The organism is Paucilactobacillus nenjiangensis (genome assembly GCF_005405445.1).
GTDB classification, from domain to species: Bacteria; Bacillota; Bacilli; order Lactobacillales; family Lactobacillaceae; genus Paucilactobacillus; species Paucilactobacillus nenjiangensis.
In genome coordinates, this window is the sequence record NZ_BJEB01000011.1 from 12,259 (window position 1) to 34,650 (window position 22,392).

The 22,392-nt window shown below is 40.0% G+C and carries 22 protein-coding genes; 2 read left to right on the top strand and 20 right to left on the bottom strand.

Annotation, left to right across the window (positions count from 1 at the left end; translation table 11 throughout):
• Nucleotides 1–235: 235 nt before the first annotated feature.
• Together FFM59_RS02740 and manA are read right to left on the bottom strand one after the other, a co-directional pair.
• Nucleotides 236–1,606 (bottom strand): aldehyde dehydrogenase family protein, encoded by a 1,371-nt coding sequence (locus FFM59_RS02740; RefSeq protein ID WP_137601537.1) that lies wholly within the window; start codon nt 1,604–1,606, stop codon nt 236–238.
• Between the two features lie 400 nt (nt 1,607–2,006).
• On the bottom strand, nt 2,007–2,963 hold the full coding sequence (gene manA, locus FFM59_RS02745) for a mannose-6-phosphate isomerase, class I (RefSeq protein WP_137601538.1): 957 nt from the start codon (nt 2,961–2,963) through the stop codon (nt 2,007–2,009).
• 233 nt (nt 2,964–3,196) lie between these two features.
• Here manA and FFM59_RS02750 point away from each other — a divergent pair, with 233 nt between their 5' ends.
• Entirely contained in the window at nt 3,197–4,153 is a 957-nt protein-coding gene (locus FFM59_RS02750; protein ID WP_137601539.1) for an NAD(P)-dependent oxidoreductase, read from the top strand.
• Between the two features lie 26 nt (nt 4,154–4,179).
• Here the strand turns inward: FFM59_RS02750 and FFM59_RS02755 are convergent, their stop codons facing one another.
• From FFM59_RS02755 to FFM59_RS02830, 16 genes are all read right to left on the bottom strand, one after another.
• A complete protein-coding gene (locus tag FFM59_RS02755) occupies nt 4,180–4,692 on the bottom strand; it encodes a hypothetical protein (RefSeq protein ID WP_137601540.1) in 513 nt (170 codons plus the stop codon).
• A gap of 280 nt (nt 4,693–4,972) precedes the next feature.
• Nucleotides 4,973–6,967: a transketolase gene (tkt, locus tag FFM59_RS02760; RefSeq protein WP_137601541.1), complete on the bottom strand. Its 1,995-nt coding sequence runs from the start codon at nt 6,965–6,967 to the stop codon at nt 4,973–4,975.
• Between the two features lie 438 nt (nt 6,968–7,405).
• Nucleotides 7,406–8,608 carry an NRAMP family divalent metal transporter gene (locus FFM59_RS02765; protein ID WP_137601542.1) on the bottom strand — a complete coding sequence of 401 codons (1,203 nt, stop codon included), beginning with the start codon at nt 8,606–8,608 and terminating at the stop codon, nt 7,406–7,408.
• Between the two features lie 23 nt (nt 8,609–8,631).
• Nucleotides 8,632–9,381: a LamB/YcsF family protein gene (locus FFM59_RS02770; RefSeq protein WP_137601543.1), complete on the bottom strand. Its 750-nt coding sequence runs from the start codon at nt 9,379–9,381 to the stop codon at nt 8,632–8,634.
• Between the two features lie 18 nt (nt 9,382–9,399).
• Nucleotides 9,400–10,188: a putative hydro-lyase gene (locus FFM59_RS02775; RefSeq protein ID WP_137601544.1), complete on the bottom strand. Its 789-nt coding sequence runs from the start codon at nt 10,186–10,188 to the stop codon at nt 9,400–9,402.
• A complete protein-coding gene (locus tag FFM59_RS02780) occupies nt 10,181–11,509 on the bottom strand; it encodes an acetyl-CoA carboxylase biotin carboxylase subunit (protein WP_137601545.1) in 1,329 nt (442 codons plus the stop codon). Before FFM59_RS02780 ends, FFM59_RS02775 begins: the two co-directional genes overlap by 8 nt.
• Before the next feature lie 17 nt (nt 11,510–11,526).
• A complete protein-coding gene (locus FFM59_RS02785) occupies nt 11,527–11,937 on the bottom strand; it encodes an acetyl-CoA carboxylase biotin carboxyl carrier protein (protein WP_170175908.1) in 411 nt (136 codons plus the stop codon).
• Nucleotides 11,938–11,950: 13 nt separating this feature from the next.
• On the bottom strand, nt 11,951–12,952 hold the full coding sequence (locus tag FFM59_RS02790) for a 5-oxoprolinase subunit C family protein (protein WP_137601547.1): 1,002 nt from the start codon (nt 12,950–12,952) through the stop codon (nt 11,951–11,953).
• The gene (pxpB, locus tag FFM59_RS02795; protein WP_225420275.1) at nt 12,952–13,674 is read right to left on the bottom strand and encodes a 5-oxoprolinase subunit PxpB; all 723 of its coding nucleotides are present in this window, start codon (nt 13,672–13,674) and stop codon (nt 12,952–12,954) included. Before pxpB ends, FFM59_RS02790 begins: the two co-directional genes overlap by 1 nt.
• A 434-nt stretch (nt 13,675–14,108) precedes the next feature.
• Nucleotides 14,109–14,810 (bottom strand): phosphate signaling complex protein PhoU, encoded by a 702-nt coding sequence (phoU, locus tag FFM59_RS02800; protein WP_137601548.1) that lies wholly within the window; start codon nt 14,808–14,810, stop codon nt 14,109–14,111.
• Between the two features lie 12 nt (nt 14,811–14,822).
• On the bottom strand, nt 14,823–15,578 hold the full coding sequence (pstB, locus tag FFM59_RS02805) for a phosphate ABC transporter ATP-binding protein PstB (RefSeq protein WP_137601549.1): 756 nt from the start codon (nt 15,576–15,578) through the stop codon (nt 14,823–14,825).
• A gap of 11 nt (nt 15,579–15,589) precedes the next feature.
• Entirely contained in the window at nt 15,590–16,366 is a 777-nt protein-coding gene (gene pstB, locus FFM59_RS02810; protein WP_137601550.1) for a phosphate ABC transporter ATP-binding protein PstB, read from the bottom strand.
• Between the two features lie 12 nt (nt 16,367–16,378).
• The gene (gene pstA, locus FFM59_RS02815; RefSeq protein WP_137601551.1) at nt 16,379–17,266 is read right to left on the bottom strand and encodes a phosphate ABC transporter permease PstA; all 888 of its coding nucleotides are present in this window, start codon (nt 17,264–17,266) and stop codon (nt 16,379–16,381) included.
• Nucleotides 17,266–18,168 (bottom strand): phosphate ABC transporter permease subunit PstC, encoded by a 903-nt coding sequence (gene pstC / locus FFM59_RS02820; RefSeq protein WP_137601552.1) that lies wholly within the window; start codon nt 18,166–18,168, stop codon nt 17,266–17,268. The genes pstA and pstC overlap by 1 nt, the downstream gene beginning before the upstream one ends.
• Nucleotides 18,169–18,179: 11 nt before the next feature.
• Complete coding sequence (locus tag FFM59_RS02825) at nt 18,180–19,040, bottom strand: phosphate ABC transporter substrate-binding protein PstS family protein (RefSeq protein WP_137601553.1); 861 nt, start codon at nt 19,038–19,040, stop codon at nt 18,180–18,182.
• A 145-nt stretch (nt 19,041–19,185) separates the two neighbouring features.
• Nucleotides 19,186–20,043: a phosphate ABC transporter substrate-binding protein PstS family protein gene (locus FFM59_RS02830; RefSeq protein ID WP_137601554.1), complete on the bottom strand. Its 858-nt coding sequence runs from the start codon at nt 20,041–20,043 to the stop codon at nt 19,186–19,188.
• Nucleotides 20,044–20,238: 195 nt separating this feature from the next.
• On the opposite strand from FFM59_RS02830, the gene FFM59_RS02835 reads away from it, so the two are divergent.
• Complete coding sequence (locus FFM59_RS02835; RefSeq protein WP_137601555.1) at nt 20,239–20,973, top strand: winged helix-turn-helix transcriptional regulator; 735 nt, start codon at nt 20,239–20,241, stop codon at nt 20,971–20,973.
• Here FFM59_RS02835 and FFM59_RS10000 read toward each other — a convergent pair.
• Both FFM59_RS10000 and FFM59_RS02840 read right to left on the bottom strand, forming a co-directional pair.
• Nucleotides 20,954–21,115: a hypothetical protein gene (locus FFM59_RS10000; protein ID WP_170175909.1), complete on the bottom strand. Its 162-nt coding sequence runs from the start codon at nt 21,113–21,115 to the stop codon at nt 20,954–20,956. The genes FFM59_RS02835 and FFM59_RS10000 overlap by 20 nt on opposite strands.
• A gap of 110 nt (nt 21,116–21,225) precedes the next feature.
• Complete coding sequence (locus FFM59_RS02840; RefSeq protein ID WP_137601556.1) at nt 21,226–22,380, bottom strand: 5-methyltetrahydropteroyltriglutamate--homocysteine S-methyltransferase; 1,155 nt, start codon at nt 22,378–22,380, stop codon at nt 21,226–21,228.
• Nucleotides 22,381–22,392: the final 12 nt, after the last annotated feature.

Below are 22,392 nucleotides of genomic sequence, written 5' to 3' on the forward strand. Positions count from 1 at the left end.
AAATCTGACATCTCGACATAGTTACAAAATTTTTGTAAGTAAACTTACTTCAAATTTTTATGCTATGACCGATGTCATTCGATTTGAATCACACTTGTTTTATAGCTCTATCCAAAACGCGTTCAAACTCGCAACCCACTGCGTCTAACTACAGATAACTTTGATTCCAAAAATTCGAAATCATTCGTTATCTTAAGTTCTACTCTCGGGATGACCGTAAGTTTTCCCGCTCTATTTAACCAAGCGCCACCATTTTTTGATTTGCAAATTCATAGAGAGCTAACTCACTCATTTCACGACCAAAACCGGAATTTTTCACACCACCAAATGGAATTTCAGGATAACCATTCGATGGTTGATTGATAAATACTTGACCAGTTTCAATTTGATCTGCGATAGATTTTGCTTCGCCCACCGATTGAGAATAAACCGCACCGGCCAAGCCATATTGAGATTGATTAGCTAATTTAACGGCTTCTTCATTATCTTTAACTACATAAATTTGCCCCACTGGACCGAAGAATTCTTGATCAAACATCGGATTGTCTCGTTTAATGTTAGTGAGTAAGACTGGTGTGAAAAAGTTGCCTTCTTCATCATCAACCATGCCACCATCTACTAATACTTCTGCCCCATTTTCAATCGCTGTATCAACTTGCCACTGTAACATTTCAGCTGCATTTCTTGAGGCTAAGGGAGCTAACGTTGTATCTGGGTCATTGGCATCTCCTACACGACGTGATTTAAATTCTTCAATCATGCCAGTCGTAAATTCCTCAACAACGGCTTGATGGACGATAAATCGTTTGGCGGACGTACATACCTGACCGGCATTTCGCAATCGTGATGTTGCACCATCTTTAATCGCTTGTTGAACATCTGCATGTTCCAAAACAACGAATGCATCGTTACCACCAAGTTCCAGCGTGACTTTTGTTAACGCTTGTCCGGCTTCACAAGCCACGGCTCTACCTGCCCCAGTTGATCCAGTCAATGCGACCCCTTGAATTCGGCGATCTTGAATTAATTGCGCCACTTGCTCATTAGTTAAAAATAAATTTTGTAGAGCTGCCGCATCAACTTTGGCATCAATGATTGTTTGTTCAATCCCTAAAGCACAACCAGCGACAATTGATGCGTGTTTCAAAATAACTGCATTGCCCAACAAGAAATTTGGAGCAAAAACTCTCATCACTTGTGTATATGGAAAATTCCACGGTTCAATGGCCACAATCGTTCCAGTTGATTCATATTGCACCATTGCTTGTTTATCACCAGCGTAAGTATATGGTTTGGGTTCCAAAGCACGAGGACCGTTTTTAGCATAATATTCTGCGATTTTTGCCGTGGCCTCAACTTCGGCATAACTTTCAGAAATCAGCTTACCCATATTATTGGTAGCCGTTTGTGCTAGATTATCAGCATTTTCTCTAAAGCTTGCCGCAATCGCCATCAATTGTTGAGCACGAACCTTTACTGGTACTATGCGTTGTCTGCGATAATACTTATCTCCTTCAACTAAAGCATTGTGCAAATCTTCCTCACTGTTTAAAGAGAAGACCATTTCTTGCATCCCCGTTGAAGGGTTAATTACTTGATTACTCATAGGCCTTACATCCAACTATCGATTTTCATAACTGATATACACTGTGGCCGCAATAACTGCGGTAACGACGACACCTGTCACTGTAATAATTTTCATTTTATTTTTCTTCATATGATTACCTCCATCGAATCTAAACGACACAAAAGTTATATTCATTCAATAACCGATACTTTACTCGCGAATTTAGAATATTTGCCACGCTAAGTTTGAAGAAAACTAGTGAATTTAAAATAATAAAATGAATATTTATTGAAAAATGTGATTTTTTATCTGTCCTTATTTTAGTAGTAATGCAATCATTCAAAATATTCACTCAAATTTTATAAATTATTTTTATGTATAACAAAAAAGGAATCGAGAAAACTCGACTCCTAAATCATGATGATTTTCAATTAATATGTTAGTGTGCCACTGACGCGATACATTCCAAGTCACCGGCAATCGTCCAGTCGTTCGCCGCTGCGGTTAGCATGAAATGTTGTCCTTTTCTGATTTGATAAGTTTCTTCATCTAGGGTTAATGTTCCTTCACCATCCAGCACAGACACTAAGGTGTATGGATATTCCTTTGAAAAATCGACTTTACCATGAATGACATAGTGATAAACGTTAAAGTATTTCGAGATTGGATCTGAGACTAAAGTAGTCAGCGTTGAATCTCCAATTTTTAACACGCTCGGTTCTTGCTGGACTGTTTTTGCAGGGATGGTTGTGACATTAAATGAATCTTCCAAATGAAGTTCCCGTTTCTTACCAGTCTTTTGGTCAACTCGATCAAAATCATACAACCGATATGTCGTATCGCTACTTTGTTGAGTTTCCAGTACCATGACCCCTTTTGTGAGCGCGTGGACTGTGCCACTTGGTACAAAGAAGAAATCACCTTTGCTAACCGGCACCTTATTCAACAACTTATCCCATTCACCATCTTTGACCATTTGTTCAAATTCATCGCGCGTTTGCGCATGGTGTCCAAATATTAAATACGAACCTGGGTCAGCATCAATCACATACCAACATTCAGTTTTACCTAAATCATTCGCGTGTTCTTTCGCATAAGCATCGTCAGGATGAACTTGTACCGAAAGAGAATCTTCAGCATCCAAAATTTTAACTAATAAAGGAAACTTTTCAAGTTGACTATTGCCAAACAACTCTTGGTTAGATTTCCACAGTGAATCTAATGTGTGTCCAGCATATGTACCATTTTCGACTTCTGTTGTCCCATGGCTATGACCTGAAATTGCCCAGCATTCACCAATTTTACCTGCTGGCAAATCATATCCAAAACGCGCCAATTTTTGGCCACCCCAGATTTTTTCTTTAAAAACCGGTTTGAAAAACAATACTTCATCCATCTCTCTACCATCCTCTGCTTGTGTCCTAAATACTCTTTTTATTCTAGTCCCACTTATTTAAAAATGTAAGCACTTACTAGAAGTTGCCATTTTAAATTTCAATTGTCAAAAAATGTTCAACTGTGGCGTCTAGTGTGATAATTCGTCAATCTGGTCGTAAAAGCATGATAATTTGCTACCAATTCAAATCCCGCATACAATAATAGCAATCAAGGAAAAGGAGAATATTGCTTATGACTGAAAAGCTACTAATCATTGCACATCTGGATGATTCTTTATTCTATAATTTTACTGACTATGGTGTTGAGGTATTTAAACCAAGCGATTTAGGTCAGACCGTCGACCCAGCTGATATCACCATTGCCTTTGGTTGGAATCAAACTGCTGGCAACCAGCTCTTAAATGCCCCTAATTCAAAGCTCAAATGGATTCACGCCATTTCCGCCGGCGTTGATACACTCCCACTGGCAGAATTTGCTAAAAGAAACATTATTTTAACTAACTCCAGTGGAATTCATGCAACTAGTATCGCTCAATCTGTCTTGGCCTTTATTTTACACTTCGTCAGAAATATCGATGTGGCAATGGCCAACAAGCCTAAGCAACACTGGCCTGCAATCGATGAAGTGAAGCCTCATTCAATGACTGATTTTACTTATACGATCTTTGGTACTGGTCATATTGGCCAAGAAATCGCACGACTAATAAAAGCCTTTGGTGCTAAAACGATTGGGATCAATTCGACTGGGCATCCCGTCGACTATTTCGATGAAACACTCGCACTAGAGCATTTAGACGATCATATTTGGCAAAGTGATGTGATTATTAATGTGATGCCTTTAAATGACCACACAAGACAATTTTATAATCAACAATTTTTCAATCATTTTAACAACCTGTTCCTGTTTGTCAATGTTGGACGTGGGCCATCGGTTAATTCAAATGATTTGATATCAGCGCTCCAAGCTGGTCAAGTACAACACGCTGCATTGGACGTTTTTGAAACTGAACCGTTACCAGCTAACAGTCCCTTCTGGCGAATGGATAATGTCTTGGTCACTCCACACAGCACTGGCCAAATTTCACATTTCCAACGGATACAAGTCGAATTACTTTTAAAGAATTTGCCTGGTTTTGTTAAGTCAGGAACCATCAGTCAAAATCAAGTGAATTTAGACAAAGGCTATTAAACACAAAAAATCCATTCAATAACAGATTAAATGTTGTTGAATGGATTTTTGCATCCGTGCTGAAATTCAGTTTTAACGGTAATTTTTGAACCAAAGTACTTCTTTTCTGCAGCTTTGCGTGCTTCAACGGCTTCTTGAAAGGTATCGAAGCTTTTTAAAAGAACATATCGACCATTCACCATCATGCGTGCTTGCCAGTTATCAGTGTTACATAGGTATGTGACCCCTGTAACCCCACTTTGGTTACGCGAACTAAGCGCAACACTTGATACCGGAACACCTGATGCAGTTCTGAGATTTTTTTCATTACCAATATTGATGGCAGTTTTTTTATTTGTTTTAATTGCTTTGCTTGACATCTCACTTCGCAAACATCCGCAGCTCTTAGTTGAGCCATGGCGAAGTCCGTATGATTCCACTACAGTCATATTGCCACAACTGCACTGACACAACCAGAGCGCGTTTCCATTTTTAGCTCGACCTTGACGTTCAATCGCCACCAGTCTTCCAAATCTTTGCCCCGTAATATCGATTGCCATACAAACACCTCCTGTAGAATTTTTTGACAAGTTACTAAATCAGACAAAGAGAGAGCACCAGACATAACTGATACTCCCCCAGATACTACTCTTAAGATTACTTGCGAAGTAATCATAATTTTTTAATTAAGTTTCATATCAAAGTATGTTCCACAGTATACACCGATATAGTTGCAAATGGAACACATATTTCCCATGAAAACGTTTTTATAGCACGCTAAGCGTAATTTGTCTAAATTAAAATTTTTTCTACTTTCAGCAATTTGGTACCATATATTATTTATCGATTGATTACATAATTAACCTTTTCGATAACTTTTTCCGTGGTAAAACCATAACGTTTAACAACTTCATCGCCGTTACCACTTAACCCAAATGTGTCAATTCCCATACATGCACCATCGAGCCCAACGTAACGGCCCCATGCTTGCGTGCTTCCCATTTCAATCGAAACTCGAGCCCGAACATCTTTTGGCAAGACAGAATCTTGGTATTGTTGAGACTGTTCACTAAATAAAACAATGCTTGGCATTGACACCACTGAAACGTCTTTTCCTTGGTCTGCTAATTGTTGTTGAGCAGCAATTGCTAATTGAACTTCTGAACCACTAGCCATAATAATAGCCTCAGGTTTTTCACCAGTTTGTGGAGAAATTACGTAGCCACCCTTTGATAATCCATCTGGTTTGGTTCTGGCCCCCGGTAATGCTGGCAACCCTTGACGTGATAAGATCAAGACAGTTGGATGATCAGTCGCCGTCACCGCGCGTTGCCATGCATATTTAACTTCATTAGCATCAGCAGGACGAATTACTTCAACGTTTGGAATTGCTTGTAAGCTAACCACCTGTTCAACTGGTTCATGCGTTGGTCCATCTTCACCGACTGCAATTGAATCATGCGTAAAGACATAGATTACTGGCAATTTTTGCAAAGCGGACAAGCGAATAGCCGAACGCATGTAATCAGAAAAGGCTAGGAACGTACTACCGTAAACTCGCGTCCCACCATGTAACGCAATCCCATTCAGAATGGTTGCTTCGCCAAATTCACGAACTCCAAACCATAGATTACGTCCGGCAGGATTTTCTTTACTAAAGCGATCCGAATCATTAATTTCTGTTTTATTAGAAGCAAATAAATCAGCTGAGCCACCCCATAAAACATCTAGGTTTTCTGCCATTGATTGCAAGACTTCTGAACCAGATGCTCGAGAAGCTTTTTTGTCTCCGTCTTTATATTGAGGAAGAAAACTGAAGTCAGTATCAATTTCACCCTTAAAGTCTTTGACAAATTGTTCAGATAATTCAGGATACTTGTCCTGGTACGCAGCAAACATTGTATGCCAAGCATCATCAGCTTCTGCACCACGCGCACCAATTTTCGAATCAAATTGATCATAAACCTCACTAGGAACAGAAAAGGCGGGTTCATTCCAATCATAATATTTGTGTAGTTCTTCAAGTTGATCTGGTTTCATGGGTGCACCATGAATTTTGTTGGTACCAGCCAATGGTGAGCCATGACCAATAATCGTTTTAACTTCAATAATGGTTGGCTTGTCATGTTGTGATTTGGCTTGTTCAATCGCAGCATTAACTTGATCCAAGTCGTTACCATCTTCAACGCGTAAATAGTTCCAGTCATAAGCTTCAAACCGGCCCTTAATATCTTCATTAAATGAATTAGCCAGTGGTCCATCTAAGGAAATGTCATTTGAATCGTATAACATGATTAGCTTGTCTAAGCCGTAATGACCAGCTAAACTAGCAGCTTCGTGAGAAATTCCTTCCATCATTTCACCATCACTACAAATCGCATAGGTATAGTGATCCATGATTGGGAATCCTTGACGATTGTATTTAGCGGCTAAATGTTTTTCAGCCATGGCCATCCCAACAGACATACCAATTCCTTGGCCAAGTGGACCAGTCGTAGCTTCAACACCATCTGTGAGTCCATATTCAGGATGACCCGCAGTTTTACTATCAATTTGACGGAACTGTTTCAATTCCTCTAGTGGTAAATCATAGCCCGCAAGGTGTAATAGGCTATATAAGAGTGCAGATCCATGACCCGGTGATAGGACAAAGCGGTCACGATTAACCCACTTGCTATCTTTAGGATTTGCATTTAAAAAGTTTTGCCACAATACATAGGCCATTGGTGCCACTCCAAGGGGTAGCCCTGGATGTCCGGAATTTGCTGCTTGGACTTGGTCGACACTAAGCATACGCAGCGCTTTTACGCTTAATTGATCTGTATTATTGAACATGTTTGAAGCCTCCAAAGTTATTAATTCTATTTATTATTCGAGCATGTAACATATCATATCAGTCTAGATTGGTACATTCAAGCATAACCTGGTTTTACTGCTATTATTTAACATTATTTTAAATTGGTATACATGGTTATCAAGCGGTGAAAGTGCTATCACATCAACCTTTTCACAAGCGTTTTCATAAAAACATTAAATTAATTATTTAGCTAAATAATTATAAATTTTCAGTTTTTTCGTTACTCAATTACCTTTTTTCAATGTTAATAATTCGATGATTTCGACTCCAAATAAAAAATGTATAAGTAACATATTAGATTAAAATACGCTGTGAATCAATCATTTATTTTTAATATTTCATTTTTTAAACCACAAAAAAAGCTGAACCTAACAGATTCAGCCATAATTTGAAAATAAATTGCTGCAATAAAATAATTAAACGAGTAATAAAATGGTGCGAATACCAGCGTAAGCCATAAAAAGCACTACCAACCAGCCGGTTACTAACAACCATTTTGGATGTTTATAGCCTCTTCCCATAATCTTACTACGAGTTGACGCCAACAATAGTATGGCTAAGGCAATTGGCAAAATTAAGCCGTTAATGGCTCCAACAACAACCAACACCTTGGCGGGACTACCAACCACATAAAATACCGCTGTTGACGCGACAATAAACAGCACAACTGCAATTGAACGCCATTTAGCAATTGATGAATCGCCTTTAGCCTTTTCCGAATAATCTAAGAAGGAAATTGAAGTAAAGGAAGAACCAATCGTTGAGGTCATCCCTGCTGCCAACAGCAAAATCCCAAAGAATTTATAACCAAATTGACCTGCGGCAATCTTGAAAATGGATGCAGCTGGATTTGATGGATCCAACTTGTTCCCAGCTAATACCACTGCTAAGCCGGCAAGGAATAACATCACGCGAATGACGGAAGCAACCCCAATCCCGGTTAACGCTCCTTCGTTGACATACTTGATATTTTCTTTACCACGGACGCCACCTTCTAATAAACGGTGACCACCAGAGAACGAAATATAGCCCCCAACGGTTCCACCAACGATTGTAACGATTGAATAAAAATCAATCTTTGATGGCGCAAAGGTATGCACAATTGCTGACTGATAAGGTACGGTCGTTACCGCGATGATATAAATTAACACTGCCACTTTCACAACGGCTAAGAGTTGCACCGTACGATCGACTACTGTCAGCGCATTTTTAACTATAAAGATAATAATTGCAACCACTGCGGCAAGCACAGCACCATTTTCTGGCGAGATGCCAAATAAGACATTCAAACCTAAGCCGGCTCCACCAACATTCCCGATATTGAAGAAGAATCCACCAACGACGATTAACACCGTTAATAAATAGCCTAAGCCTGGCACAATTTCGTTTGCTAACACTTGTGCACGTTTACCAGACACGATAATGATGCGCCAAATATTTAATTGCACAACGATATCAACTAAGATACAGATTAAAATGGCAAATCCAAAATCTGCACCTAATTGTCCCGTAAAAGTTGCGGTTTGGGTTAAAAACCCGGGTCCCACGGCGGCCATGGCCATCATAAAGGCCGCACCCATCGCCACACTAAATGGCGATTTAGTTAATTTTTTATCCATCTCTTCTCACCTATTCCTTTGAATTACATCGCTACGACATCAATCTTGTTTGCGGTTAATGCAGCGTGTATTTTTTTGACAAAAGCGACGGCCTTAGCGCCATCCCCATGAACACAAATTGTGTCTGGAGTAATGGCTAATTTAGAACCATCGACTGCAACAATTTCATGTTGTGTAATCATTTTGATAACCCGACTGACTGCCTCATCTTCGTCAGTAACCATCGCATTTGGCTTGGTACGTGAAACCAGGCTGCCGTCTGCTTCATATTGACGATCAGCAAAGACTTCTTGAGCAACTCGTAAGCCCTTTTCACGACCAACTCTGGCTAATTCACCGTTAGCTAACGCCACTAAAATCAATGAGTCATCCACTTCGGCAATTCCTTCACAAATGGCGGTCGCTAAGGCAGTATCCTTGGCTGCCATATTATATAAAGCACCGTGTGGCTTAACATGATGTAATTTCCCGGTCGCACTAAATGCCATCAGTGCACCAATTTGATATTTCATTTCGGCTTTCGCTGTGGCTGGTGCAATGGCCATTTTACGACGACCAAAGCCTTGTAAATCTCGCAAACCAGGATGAGCACCTAATGCTACGTGGTTCGCTTCAGCATTGGTCACCGTTTGTTGCATCACTTCTGGGTCGCCAGCGTGAAACCCACACGCAATGTTAGCTGAGGTAATATATGGTAAGACTTCTTCATCTAAGCCCAAAGTGTAACGACCAAAGCTTTCTCCAAGATCACAATTTAAATCAATTTTTGTCATTGTCCATCCTCCAATCTTTTAAAGTATGTCACTTAAATCAACGTCTTTGACATCGGTTACCAACATATGACCTGGTGCATGAGTGATAACAAATTCTGGTTTACTAGCCATAATTGCCGCTTGGGGAGTGACTCCACATGCCCAAAAGACTGGCACTTCACCATCTTTGATTTCGACTGCATCCCCATAATCAGGATGGTTGATATCGGTAATACCAATTGTTTCCGGGTGGTCAATTTGAATTGGTGTACCATGCACTTGAGGTAATCGTTCGGTAATCGTCACTGCCTTAACGACTTGATTTTGTGGAATGGGTCGCATGCTAACCACATAATTACCATGGAACTTTCCAGCTGTCTTAGTCGGAATGTTAGTGTTATATATTGGCACGTTGGTACCTGCAGTAATATGACGAACTTCAATTCCAGCGGCAATCAAGGACGCTTCAAATGAAAAACTACAACCAATCAAAAATGATACTAAATCATCACGCCAAATATCGTTTACATCAGTAGGTTCGGCGACTAATTCACCATTTTTAAAGACACGATATTTAGGAAAATCACTGGCAATATCAACATCGCTAGCAAATGTATGCAAACTTTTTGAGCCTAAATCAGTCACCTCTAAGATGGGACAGGGCTTAGGATTACGTTGTGCGAACAACAAAAAATCATAGGCATCTGCTTTCGGCAAAATGACTAAATTAGCTTGAGTATAACCTGGGCACAGGCCACTCGTCTGTTCACTGAATTCACCTGATCTAATTTGGTGTCTTAGTTCTACTGGACTTAATTGTTCATCCATTTAATCCATCCCCTGACGTTAACCGATCCAAAAATTCAATATCTATTTGGTCATTATTAAAATCTCGATTATTTAAAATTTGGTACAAAAATTCCAAGTTCGTTTCAGGACCAATAATAACCGTTTCGGCAATCGCTACTTTGGCCTTCATAATCGCTTGTTCGCGAGTATTAGCAAATACAATCACCTTAGCAATCATCGCATCGTAATTCGCTGGGACCTGATATCCTTGATAAATGGCCGTTTCAATCCGGATGCCGGGTCCACCTGGTAAATGTAGTCCTGTAATCTCACCTGGAGTTCGTGCGGTGATGCGACATTCAATCGCGTGCCCAAATTGTTTGACGTCTGCCTGCGATAAACTCAACGCTTCTCCGGCAGCAATCTTAATTTGAGCTTGGACCAAATCAATGCCACTAGTAACTTCAGTAATTGGGTGTTCCACCTGAATACGGGTGTTCATTTCCATGAAGTAATATTGCCCTGGACCTTCATATAAAAACTCTAAAGTCCCGGCACCGGCATAGTTGACGGCTGCAGTAGCTCGAATTGCGGTCTGCAAAATTTCATCGCGCGTGGCAGGGTCAATACTCGATGGTGCTTCTTCAATCACCTTTTGATGATATTGTTGCAGTGAACAATCTCGCTCACCCACTGCAATCACGTTACCGTGATTATCTCCCAGCACTTGCACCTCAATATGACGAGGTCGAACAATAAACTTTTCCAAATACATCTCATTGTTACCAAAAGCTTTTTCGGCTTCACCTTGTGCTAATTGAAACTCATGTTGGAAATTTTTAGCAGATTTGATTAAGCGCATACCTTTGCCACCACCACCGGCCGCGGCTTTTAGCATTACCGGATAACCAATTTGACCAGCTTGTTCTAAACCTGTTGCCAAATCAGTAAATTCAGTTCCACTTCCGGGTGTGACTGGAACACCGGCTTTAATCATGACTGACCGGGCTTCCGCTTTGTCTCCTAGCATTTCGATAACAGCCGAAGTAGGGCCAATAAATTCAATTTCATTATCTTCACATAACTTGGCAAATTCTGCGTTTTCAGATAAAAAGCCATAGCCAGGATGAATTGCATCGGCCCCCGTAATTCGAGCGGCTTCTAAAATGCTAGCTTGATTCAGATAACTTTGCATAGGGTTAGCTGGCCCGATACAAATGGATTCGTCAGCGAGTTGTACATGCAACGCATCCCGATCAGTGACAGAATAAACTGCCACCGTGTGAATATTTAATTCCTGGCAAGCACGAATAATTCGTACCGCAATTTCACCGCGATTGGCAATGAGTACTTTCTGCATGTTCTGACCTCACTTCGTTATTCAGCGGTAATTTCAAAAAGTGGTTGAGCATACTCAACGCTTTCTTCATTGCCTACCAAAATTTGTTTTAATGTTCCTGAATAAGGTGCCTTCACATCGTGCATCATTTTCATGGCTTCAATCATGCCAATGACTTGGCCAACGACAACTTTATCGCCGACACTAACATACGGATCATCTTCTGGACTAGGTGCACGGTAAAAAGTCCCGACTAGTTCTGCATTCACAGTTTCTGGAATTAAGTTGGTAGCTGCGGTAGCGGTTGGTTGGCTTGGTGCCGCTGGAAAATTTACTGCACTGCCGCCCCGTTTTAAATGGATTTTGGTGTCTTCAGTTTCATAATCAAATTCTGTTAGATCATTGTCCTTCATTAACTCGATCATGGCTTTAGCGTCTTCTAAATTCATGGTATTTTCCTCTCTATTTAAACAAGCGTGCCACTCGACGAGCAACCACTCTGGTATCAACACCAGAATTGGCTTCAGCATCAAATTTCGCAGCTAATTGTTCTCGTTTGGCAATCATTTGCCGGTTTAATTGTTGACTTTCTGTCAAGGATATCATTTTAAAATGCACACTTTGATTTGGATTTAATTGCACTAATTTTGACAGATCAACACTCGCAACAACCGCAATCACGGGATATCCTCCACTAGTTTGTCGATCCGCTAATAAAACAATCGGATCCCCATTTTTTGGCACTTGGATTTGACCCATAACCGTTGCTTCAGACAGCATCTCGGGCACACCAGATGTTTCGATTGTATTACCCGTCAATCGCATCCCCATCCGATCAGTGTCATTGGAAACCCAAAATGTTTGGCTGGTAAATTGATCTAATTCATCCTGATTAAAATACTGACTTTGTGGGCCAGCCGTAACCCGAATGGTCACATCTTGGTCAAATGACTCGACCGGGATTGCTCGGTCTTCTAATGCCGGCACCCGAATGAATGGTTCAATCACATTGACAAAGTCACCTTCAACTAGTGCGCGACCATTAAAGCCACCTAGATGATACTTTAAGCTGGTTGAACGGCTTTGCATGACCGGTGGCACCTGAATCCCGCCAGATACGGCTAAGTAGCCATAGCGTCCAGACAACATTGGTCCAATTTCTAATCGATCATTTTTACTTGCGATGTAAGCTTTATTGTTTTCAATCTCATTACCATTTAAATAACTGGTTGAAATGGCCCCAGTAATGGCAAAAACGATTGCTTTCGTAAACACTAAGGTTGGCCCAACGATACTATATTCCAACACTGCTTGATTAGCTAAGTTTCCCACCAACAGGTTGGCTAGATTGGCTGCTTGCTGGTCCATCGTACCGGAGACCGAAAAACCATTCGCCTGAAAGTTCAACCGGCCAGCATCCTGAACCGTCGTGAGTACTCCAGCTTTAACTATTCGAATACCCATTATTTTTCCTTCTCTACTTCAATTTGATATTGATGTTGTTCGACATCATGTTGTATTGCTTGATATTCACTTACCGTAATCGCGTCAAACTTAATATAATCACCAGCTGAATAATAAAATGGATCATCAGCGGATGGTTGAAATAACTGTAACGGCGTCCGTCCAATAATTTGCCAACCACCGGGCGATTCAATTGGATACATCCCCGTTTGGGTTCCGGCAATCCCAACAGAACCAGGATTAATTTTTAACCGTGGATTAGCTAGTCGTGGCGTGGCTAATCGTTCATCCAAGCCACCCAGATAAGCAAATCCAGGTAAGAATCCCAACATATAAATTAAATACTGAGGTTGGGAATGAAGATTAATAATTTCTGAACTACTTAATTTTGATTGTTTTTCAATATTGACCATGTCTGGTCCAAATTCACCACCATACAAAACCGGTAAATGAACAATTGTTTTTTCAGTATGTAAAGCTGAATCCAAATGTTGACTCTCTTTAGTTAAAATACTTTTTAGCTCTGGCCATGATATTTGCATCGGATTATAAAAGACAGTCAGTGTTCTAAATGCTGCCAAGAATCCGGTAATCCCCGTAATTGCTTCTTGTTCTAATTTAGATTGCAAGTTACGAATTTGACTATTGATTATTGGGTCAATTTTATTTTCAAAAACTACATCAACAGCTGTGTCACCAACTGGAATAATGCTTGGCTTCATAACTTTCACGTTCCTTCTATTAATATGGTTAACGTTCATCTTAAATGAAATTTTATTTCTAATCAACAAAACGAAAAATGACCATGCCGTTTTCTCCAAAACATGTCCATAATCCGCTATTGTTTATTAATCTAATATTTGCAGGCGGTTTATTTTATTAAGTTTGATGATAGCTTTGGTTAAGAAAACAAAAAGATTGGTGAGAATTTTTCTCACCAATCTTTAATATTATTCCGTTATTACTCGTGTTTTCCCGAAAGGCAAAGCCTTTTCTTAAACGTGTTTCTCAATGATTACCGAATTGATACGCACTCTTACCTAATCCAGCTTTCCCTTTCAAAACATTCCGTATAACTAAATAATTAAATTTCCTAACCCGAAATTATTAATTATTCCGTTATTACTCGTGTTTTCCCGAAAGGCAAAGCCTTTTCTTACTTGTCATTCAACAATTTTTGCACCATTTCAGGATCTTTTTTACCAGGATTTAATTCTACTAATTCACCGGAAGCGTTGTAAACAATCCATTCAGACAGATTAACGATATGGTCGCCCATTCGTTCTAATAGACGTACAACCATCATGTAGCCTGAATTTGCAATCACTGTTTCCGAATCTTGTTGCATTGCTGCAGTGATGTTATTGCGAATTAAAATGTATTCTTTATCAATTTCTAAATCAAGTTTAGCAACTTTACGAGCCGCTTTTTCGTCATTATGCACATAAGCATCCAAGCCCTGTTCTAGCATTTGACGGACTAAACCAGTCATTTCATTGATGGATTCTTCAATCGCGTTCACACGACGATTACCTTTAACGCGAATAGTTTCTTGGGCAATACTCGTCGCGTAATCTCCCATTCGTTCTAAATCGGTACTAGCTTTTAGAATGCTGATAATAGAACGGAAATCTGACGCAACGGGTTGCTGCAAGGCAATCAGCTTCAATGCTCGTTCTTCCAAGCCAACTTCTTCTTGGTTGGTGGTTTTATCCTCATCGATTACTTGTTGAGCTAACGCTAAATCATGATCAATAAATGATTTTGTCGCAGTGTAAATCTGTTCACTAACATTAATACCCATCTCCATGAACCGACCACGTAATTTTTTTAATTCATCCGAAAATAATTCATGCATGCTGAAATCCTCCTATCCAAATTTACCATTAATATAATCATCAGTTTCTTGTTTAGCAGGATTCATAAAGATTTTTTCAGTTGAATCTGCTTCAATTAAATTACCTAAGTTAAAGAACGCCGTTTTATCTGAGACCCGTGTCGCCTGTTGCATATTATGAGTCACCATGATGATTGTGTATTCTTTTTTTAACTGTAATAATGTATCTTCAATCTGCGCACTAGAAATTGGATCAAGTGCACTTGTAGGTTCGTCCATCAAAATTACATCGGGTCGAACCGCCAACACACGCGCGATACTAATTCGTTGTTGTTGACCACCAGATAATTCGAGTGCACTTTTATTCAAATCATCCTTGACCTCATCCCACAAAGCCGCTTGTTTTAAACTTTCTTCGACGCGTTCTTCTAAGAAATTTTTGTCAGGACGACCGTTTAATTTCAGACCATATGAGACGTTATCAAAAATCGACATTGGAAAAGGAATTGGTTGTTGAAAAACCATCCCCACTTGCCGTCTGAGTTCCACCACGTCAGTATCTTCAGCATACATATCTAAGTCTTTCAACTTAAATGAACCTGTAATGGTCACTCCTTCAATCAAATCATTCATCCGATTTAAGCAACGTAAGTAGGTGGATTTACCACATCCTGATGGTCCAATTAAGGCGGTAATTTCATTTTGGTTAAAGTCTAAATCAATTCCATGTAACGCTTCAAATGCACCATACGATAATTTAACATCTTGGCTCGTAATAATTGGCTGCATGTCTTTCACTCCTATCCAAAGTTACCAGAAATATAATCTTCCGTCATTTTAACTCGTGGTGTTTGGAACAGTTCTTGGGTGGGCGCAAATTCAACCACTCGGCCTTGATGGAAAAATGTCGTAAAATCACTAACCCGAGAAGCTTGTTGCATGTTATGCGTCACAATAATAATCGTATAATTACGCCGCAATTTGCGCATAGTTGCTTCAACTTTTTCCGTCGAAATTGGATCTAAGGCACTGGCCGGTTCATCCATCAATAAAATATCAGGACGTAAAGCTAAAGCCCGAGCGATACAGAGCCGTTGTTGCTGACCACCAGATAACTCTAAGGCACTCTTGTTTAAATCATCTTTTACTTCATCCCAAAGTGCTGCTTCTTTTAAACTTTCTTCCACCCGCTCGTCCAACACACGTTTGTCAGTAATTCCATTTTCTTTCAATGGAAAGACCAAGTTATTCCGAATTGACTTTGCAAATGGATTAGGTCGCTGAAAAACCATGCCGATTTGTTTTCGAACTTCGTAGGCATTTACACTGGGTTGGTTAATATCCACTCCACGGTACACAATCTGTCCATTCACGGTCACAGTTTTGTCGTGCATCCGATTTAAACTTCTCAAATATGTCGATTTACCCGAACCTGATGCGCCAATAATCGCAGTAATTTTGTGTCGTGGAAACTCTAAGCTGGAATCAAAAACAACTTGATGATCTCCGTAGATGACTTCCAGGTTCTTTGTTTCAATGGCTAATTCTAAATTTGTTTTTGCAATATAATTTTCCATTAGACACCTCCATTATTTGCTGGATGTTAAACGACGATAAAGTCGATTACCAACGTAACGTGCACTTAAGTTAAATGCTAAAATCACGATGATTAACACCGCGGCTGTCCCGTTTGAAACGACGTCGATATCGGGCACAATCCCTTCAGCATTAACTTTCCAAATGTGAACTGCCAGCGTTTCTGCTGGTCTAAACGGATTTAAAAAGCTATTCGTATCGAAAATATTCCAATTTGCATAATTCAACGCGGGTGCACTTTGACCTGCTGTATAAATCAAGGCGGCTGCTTCACCGAATACTCGTCCCGCACTGAGAATGACCCCCGTTAAGATACCGGGTACTGCTGCCGGCAAGATGATTCCCGTGATGGTTTTCCAACTCGATAATCCCAAGGCAATTCCAGCTTCTCGTTGCAAATTAGGTACTGAACTTAATGAGGTTTCAATATTACGAGTCAACAATGGCAGGTTAAAGAATGTTAACGCAATCGCCCCGGCTAAAATAGAGAAACCAATTTGAAATTGAATAACAAACACTAAATATGCAAACAAACCAACAACAACTGATGGTAATGAGCTTAAGACTTCAATGGCAGTTCTCATCAAACTTGTTAACCAATTATCAGGCGCATATTCGGATAAATAAATTCCTGCTCCCAGTGCCAATGGAAACGAAATTAACAGCGTCAGTACTAAAAGATAAACTGAATTAAACAACTGATCACGAATTCCACCACCAGCGGCAAATGACTTCGAGGGACTAGTTAAGAAGTGCCATGATAAATGCGGAACTCCAGACACTAAAATATAACCAATTAACCCAAACAAGATAATTACAACGATTCCAACTAGGGCATAAATAATACCAGTTGCTAAGTGATCATTTCTTTTAGCATTCATTATTTAATCCTCCCTTTGCGTGCAATTAATTTAACTAAGATGTTAAAGACAAGGGCCATAATTAAGAGTAAGAGTGCTAATGACCACAAAGCGTTATTTGGTAATGTGCCCATAATCGTATTACCGATTCCCATGGTTAATTGACTGGTCAAGGTCGCCGATGGTGATACCAAATTATGTGGTAACATTGCGGCATTTCCAATCACCATTTGTACAGCTAGCGCTTCACCAAACGCGCGCGCCATCCCAAAGACCACCGCAGTCAAAATGCCAGGCGTGGCAGCCCGTAAGATGACCTTATAAATAGTTTGCCAACGCGTGGCTCCTAATGCTAGTGACGCTTGACGATAATGTGATGGGACCGCCTTTAATGCATCCACGGTCAATGATGTGATGGTTGGTAACACCATCACGAACAGGACTACTGCCCCGGCTAAGATACCAAAACCAGTCCCGCCATACATGATTCGCATCGCTGGAACAACCACCGCCAAACCAATTAGTCCATAAATGACAGAAGGAATGCCGACTAACAATTCAATCACGACTTGTAAGAAACGTGCCCCGCGCTTAGGAGCAAATTCTGTCATAAATAAAGCGACGGCAATAGCAAATGGCGTCGCAATTAAGGCTGCTAATAACGTCACTCCAAAAGACGTCACAATCATTGGTAATGCTCCAACCAATTTTTTGCCCGGATTCCAATCCGTTTTAAATAAGAAATCTGAGACTTTAATTCCATCGTTAAAGAACATTGATAAACCACGAGTCGCGATGAAGTATAAAATTGAAATCACTAGAATCGCAATCAATCCAATACTTAAATAACTAATCATCCGCCCACGTTGATCTTGCTTAGTTGCTTTCGATGGTTTTAAGAGTCGATCTTTAATTTCATCCATCAGTCTGCCCCCTACTTGTCCGTTACTTGATTATTTTCATCTTTCGACACTTGCATATCATGAATACTGATATATCCAAGCTGCTTTACTAATCCATCTTGGACTGATTCAGACTGAATATATTTAATAAAATCAGCTGCCTTGTCCGAGACCTTTTTTTGCGTATACATGTGCTCGTATGACCAAATCTTCCAAGCGTTTGTTGCCACATTTTTTGCGGTTGGTTTCACGTTATCAATTGAGAGTGGTTGAATTTTATTATTCACGTATGAAAACGAGACATAACTAATTGCGCCCGGCGTGCTCCCAACAATTTGTTGCACGGTGCCATTTGAATCCTGTTCTTGAGACTTAACCGCCGTTTTGTTACCCAACACTTGTTGTTCAAACGTTAAGCGAGTTCCGCTACCTTGAGCTCGATTAATCACAATTATTTTTTCGTTTTTACCACCAACCTGTTTCCAGTTAGTAATCTTACCGGTAAAAATACCTTCCAGTTGTTTCATGGATAAATTCTTGATTCCACTTTTAGGATTCACAACCGGCACAATCCCAACGACCGCAACTTGATGATCGGTTAATTCTGACGCTTTAATTCCCGAAGCTTGTTCAGCAAACACATCCGAATCACCAACAACCACTGCACCACTTTGAACTTGGCTGAGTCCCGTTCCAGAGCCCCCACCTTGCACCGTGATTGAAATATTCGAGTTCTTTTCTGAATATTGACTCGACGCCTGCTCAACTAACGGTTGTAAAGCCGTTGAACCGACAATTGTCATCTTTGTATCCTGATTCTTACTTTTTCCACATCCAGTAATTAATAATAATAATGCCAACATTGCTCCAACGAGTGTGAGAGTTTTTTTCATGACCTAACCTCTTTCATTGTTACTAATCCAAGATTTCGAATTAAGTATAAATGACGAGTGTAAAATTAATGTTTGCTTCATGTAAAGAAGTTGTAAATATGTAAAAGCTCCAAGAATAGTAAACATCCCCAGAGCTCCTAGAAATCTATTTCACTTGGTTTGCTGCATCTTTAGTGACCTTCATATCTTGAATACTGATGTACCCTAATTTCTTAACAAGCGTCTTTTGCACTTTGGCAGATTCGACATACTTAATAAATTTCTTGGTAGATACGTCTGCTTTTTTAGTGGTATACATATGTTCATAAGCCCAAATTTTCCATTGATTAGTTTTAACGTTCGCATCAGTGGGCTTCACATTATCAATTGATACTGCTTGCAGTTTGGCCGTTACGTAAGAGAAGGCCACATAACTAATTGATCCTGAAGTCGTAGACACTAATTTTTGAACGGTTCCATTGGAGTCTTGTTCTTGCGATTTAATCGCCGTTTGTCCATTCATCACACTTTGCTCAAATGTAATCCGTGTTCCGCTTCCTTTTGCACGATTAATAACTGTAATGGCTCTGTCTTTGCCACCAACTTCTTGCCAGTTCGTAACTTTGCCGGTAAAAATATCTTGGAGCTGTTGCATCGATAAGTTTGTAACTCCTGTATCTGGATTAACGACAGGCGTAATTCCAACGACTGCAACTTTATGATCAACGATTTTCTTAGTATTAATCCCGGAAACCTGCGAGGCGAACACATCTGAATTACCAATCGAAACGGAGCCATTTTGAATCTGACTTAAGCCAGTCCCAGAGCCGCCACCTTGGACAGTGATCGAAGCACCTGAGTTACTTTCTTGATATTGTTTAGCCGCTTGTTCAATTAATGGTTGCAGGGCCGTGGATCCAACGATTGTTAACTTGCTTGATTGTGCAGCACTTTTACTGGAACAACCTGCTATCAAGAGCGCTGCCATCGTGAGTGAAAATACTAATCCAATTATTCGTTTCATTTTTCTATCCTCTTTTTTGTGTTTTCCTTTACCGGCACCTAAAGTATATGTAGCCGATGTAAAACTAAAATATTCTTTAGGTAAAAATGCCGTAAAGATAGCTTTGTAAATAAAAGGTAAATGTATCGACATTCGTTTACATTTGTGGGATAAATAAGATGTAGGAAAATTTGGCAGATTTGAGGGGAATCAATTTTGGCAGATCGAATATTACTAATGACGAATAAATTAGAACTTTTCACTTCATTAAATGAAGTCGCAAATCAGGCCGGCTGGTTTGTGAATAATACTGTCCAAGCAAATATTGCCATCCGAACGGCAGCCGAACAACGGATTAAAGCAATTGTTTGGGATTTAGACAGTTTAGATTTTAAGGCCAGTCTTGAGGCTTTGAAACAATTAAGGCCTCGAATTAAAGGACCCATCATCGTTCTTTACAGTGAAATTAATAGCTCAATGGCAGATCAGTTATCAGAATTGTTTATTGATGATTTAGTTGCCAATAAAACCAATTTAGCCGATGTGATGCGCATTATTAAACAACGCGTTTGGGTTTATGACCAAATCACCACTAATTTTGACGAAGATAATGATGAGTCATCACAATCCAAAGACATTTCACACTTAGTGAAGTTTCATGATTTGATTGTTGATACTCACCACTATTCGGTTTCACGAAATGGTGAAGATTTAGGCTTAACTCCCAAAGAATTTAAATTATTTCAGTACCTTGTCAATCATCCCAACCAAGTCCTAAGTCGTGATCAATTACTGGAAGGCGTTTGGGGATACGACATCATGGGGACTTCCCGGATGGTCGATATCCACATTAGCCATATCCGAGATAAAATCGAAACCGATCCACAAAATCCAAAATGGATTAAAACTGCCCGTGGCTTTGGCTATATTTTCACCGATAATGCGACATAAAAAATGAGAATCCGACTGGATTCTCATTTTTTGGTGCTATTTGTGATTCAGAACGTGCTTCACCCGTAATCTTTCGATAATCTAGGCTAGAAGCTCGCGAATTATCGATGTGTTCAGCACTCTGCTTTTTAAACGTGCTCATTCAATCAACACCCTCACCTAACTTAAAATAACCATCCAAGTAAATCACTTGAATCGTCACTTTACAGTTAGAAGCTCAGGTGTTCCCGATTGATTTCAGCACTCTGCTTTTTACTTTCCCCAAACCTCTTCAGAAACTTCTTTAACTAATGCAATCTTAGCCCATTGTTGGTCTTCAGTAATTACATTGCCTTCTTCAGTAGAAGCAAAGCCACATTGTGTGCTGAGGGCTAGGCGGTCCAATGGGACATATTTTGCAGCTTCATGAATACGATTGATGACAGCATTTTTATCTTCTAGTTCACCATTCTTAGTTGTAATTAAGCCCAAAACAACGATTTGATTATCGCCAACTTTGGCTAATGGTTCAAAGCCACCAGAACGATCATTATCATATTCCAAGAAGAAAGCAGCAACTTTTTCACGAGTGAATAGTGGTTCTGCCACACTTTCATAACCACCGGCTGACGCCCAAGTTGAATGATAGTTACCACGACAATCATGTGTGGTCACAATCAAATCTTCAGGTAATCCTTCAAGAAAAGCATTGTTGACTGTGACATATAGTTCCTTGGCTGCATCTAATTTTTCTTGAGCAATTTGACCAGCGCCATCCCCAGTTTTAGCACCAGCGTGTGAACCAGCCAACATCCCCCAGGTACAATCGTCAATTTGGAGTACGCGTAAACCAGCATCATATAAATCCAAAGCAACTTTCTTATAAGCTGCGGCGATATCAGCGATTAATTCTTTATCAGTCGCATAGAATTTACGGGTCGACTCAATGTTTTCTGGTCGATGCAATTCAGCTATAAATTGCGCCGGAGCGGGAATCGTTTGTTTAGCAGTGGCTGGGTCAGCTAAATGAGCCCGTAAGAACTTAAAATGTTCGACAAATGGATGTGATTCGCCACTCAATTTACCGGTTAACTCAGATGTTTCAGCACGTGTTTCTTCATCGTTAAAGACATAGCCTTTATCAACGACTACTTTTTTAACACCTTGCAAGCCCCAGAAGAAATCTAGGTGCCACCAACTACGACGAAATTCGCCATCAGTAATTGATTGAATGCCAGCTGCTTCTTCTTGCTTAATCAAATGAATAATCGCTTCATCTTCAACCTTTTTTAAGTCAGTAGCGGTAATTTCGCCGTCAGCATATTTGGCCCGCGCATTTTTCAAGGTGGTTGGACGTAAGAAACTTCCGACCACATCAAATCTAAAAGGTGCCGTTGTTCGTTTAGTAAATGTTTGTGTTTCAGTCATGTTAATTCTCTC

Coding starts and splice junctions, on each gene's coding strand:
- FFM59_RS02740 (WP_137601537.1), bottom strand. CDS start 1,606: ATGAGTAATCAAGTAATTAACCCTTCAACGGGGATGCAAGAAATGGTC.
- manA (WP_137601538.1), bottom strand. CDS start 2,963: ATGGATGAAGTATTGTTTTTCAAACCGGTTTTTAAAGAAAAAATCTGG.
- FFM59_RS02750 (WP_137601539.1), top strand. CDS start 3,197: ATGACTGAAAAGCTACTAATCATTGCACATCTGGATGATTCTTTATTC.
- FFM59_RS02755 (WP_137601540.1), bottom strand. CDS start 4,692: ATGGCAATCGATATTACGGGGCAAAGATTTGGAAGACTGGTGGCGATT.
- tkt (WP_137601541.1), bottom strand. CDS start 6,967: ATGTTCAATAATACAGATCAATTAAGCGTAAAAGCGCTGCGTATGCTT.
- FFM59_RS02765 (WP_137601542.1), bottom strand. CDS start 8,608: ATGGATAAAAAATTAACTAAATCGCCATTTAGTGTGGCGATGGGTGCG.
- FFM59_RS02770 (WP_137601543.1), bottom strand. CDS start 9,381: ATGACAAAAATTGATTTAAATTGTGATCTTGGAGAAAGCTTTGGTCGT.
- FFM59_RS02775 (WP_137601544.1), bottom strand. CDS start 10,188: ATGGATGAACAATTAAGTCCAGTAGAACTAAGACACCAAATTAGATCA.
- FFM59_RS02780 (WP_137601545.1), bottom strand. CDS start 11,509: ATGCAGAAAGTACTCATTGCCAATCGCGGTGAAATTGCGGTACGAATT.
- FFM59_RS02785 (WP_170175908.1), bottom strand. CDS start 11,937: ATGAATTTAGAAGACGCTAAAGCCATGATCGAGTTAATGAAGGACAAT.
- FFM59_RS02790 (WP_137601547.1), bottom strand. CDS start 12,952: ATGGGTATTCGAATAGTTAAAGCTGGAGTACTCACGACGGTTCAGGAT.
- pxpB (WP_225420275.1), bottom strand. CDS start 13,674: ATGAAGCCAAGCATTATTCCAGTTGGTGACACAGCTGTTGATGTAGTT.
- phoU (WP_137601548.1), bottom strand. CDS start 14,810: ATGCATGAATTATTTTCGGATGAATTAAAAAAATTACGTGGTCGGTTC.
- pstB (WP_137601549.1), bottom strand. CDS start 15,578: ATGCAGCCAATTATTACGAGCCAAGATGTTAAATTATCGTATGGTGCA.
- pstB (WP_137601550.1), bottom strand. CDS start 16,366: ATGGAAAATTATATTGCAAAAACAAATTTAGAATTAGCCATTGAAACA.
- pstA (WP_137601551.1), bottom strand. CDS start 17,266: ATGAATGCTAAAAGAAATGATCACTTAGCAACTGGTATTATTTATGCC.
- pstC (WP_137601552.1), bottom strand. CDS start 18,168: ATGGATGAAATTAAAGATCGACTCTTAAAACCATCGAAAGCAACTAAG.
- FFM59_RS02825 (WP_137601553.1), bottom strand. CDS start 19,040: ATGAAAAAAACTCTCACACTCGTTGGAGCAATGTTGGCATTATTATTA.
- FFM59_RS02830 (WP_137601554.1), bottom strand. CDS start 20,043: ATGAAACGAATAATTGGATTAGTATTTTCACTCACGATGGCAGCGCTC.
- FFM59_RS10000 (WP_170175909.1), bottom strand. CDS start 21,115: ATGAGCACGTTTAAAAAGCAGAGTGCTGAACACATCGATAATTCGCGA.
- FFM59_RS02840 (WP_137601556.1), bottom strand. CDS start 22,380: ATGACTGAAACACAAACATTTACTAAACGAACAACGGCACCTTTTAGA.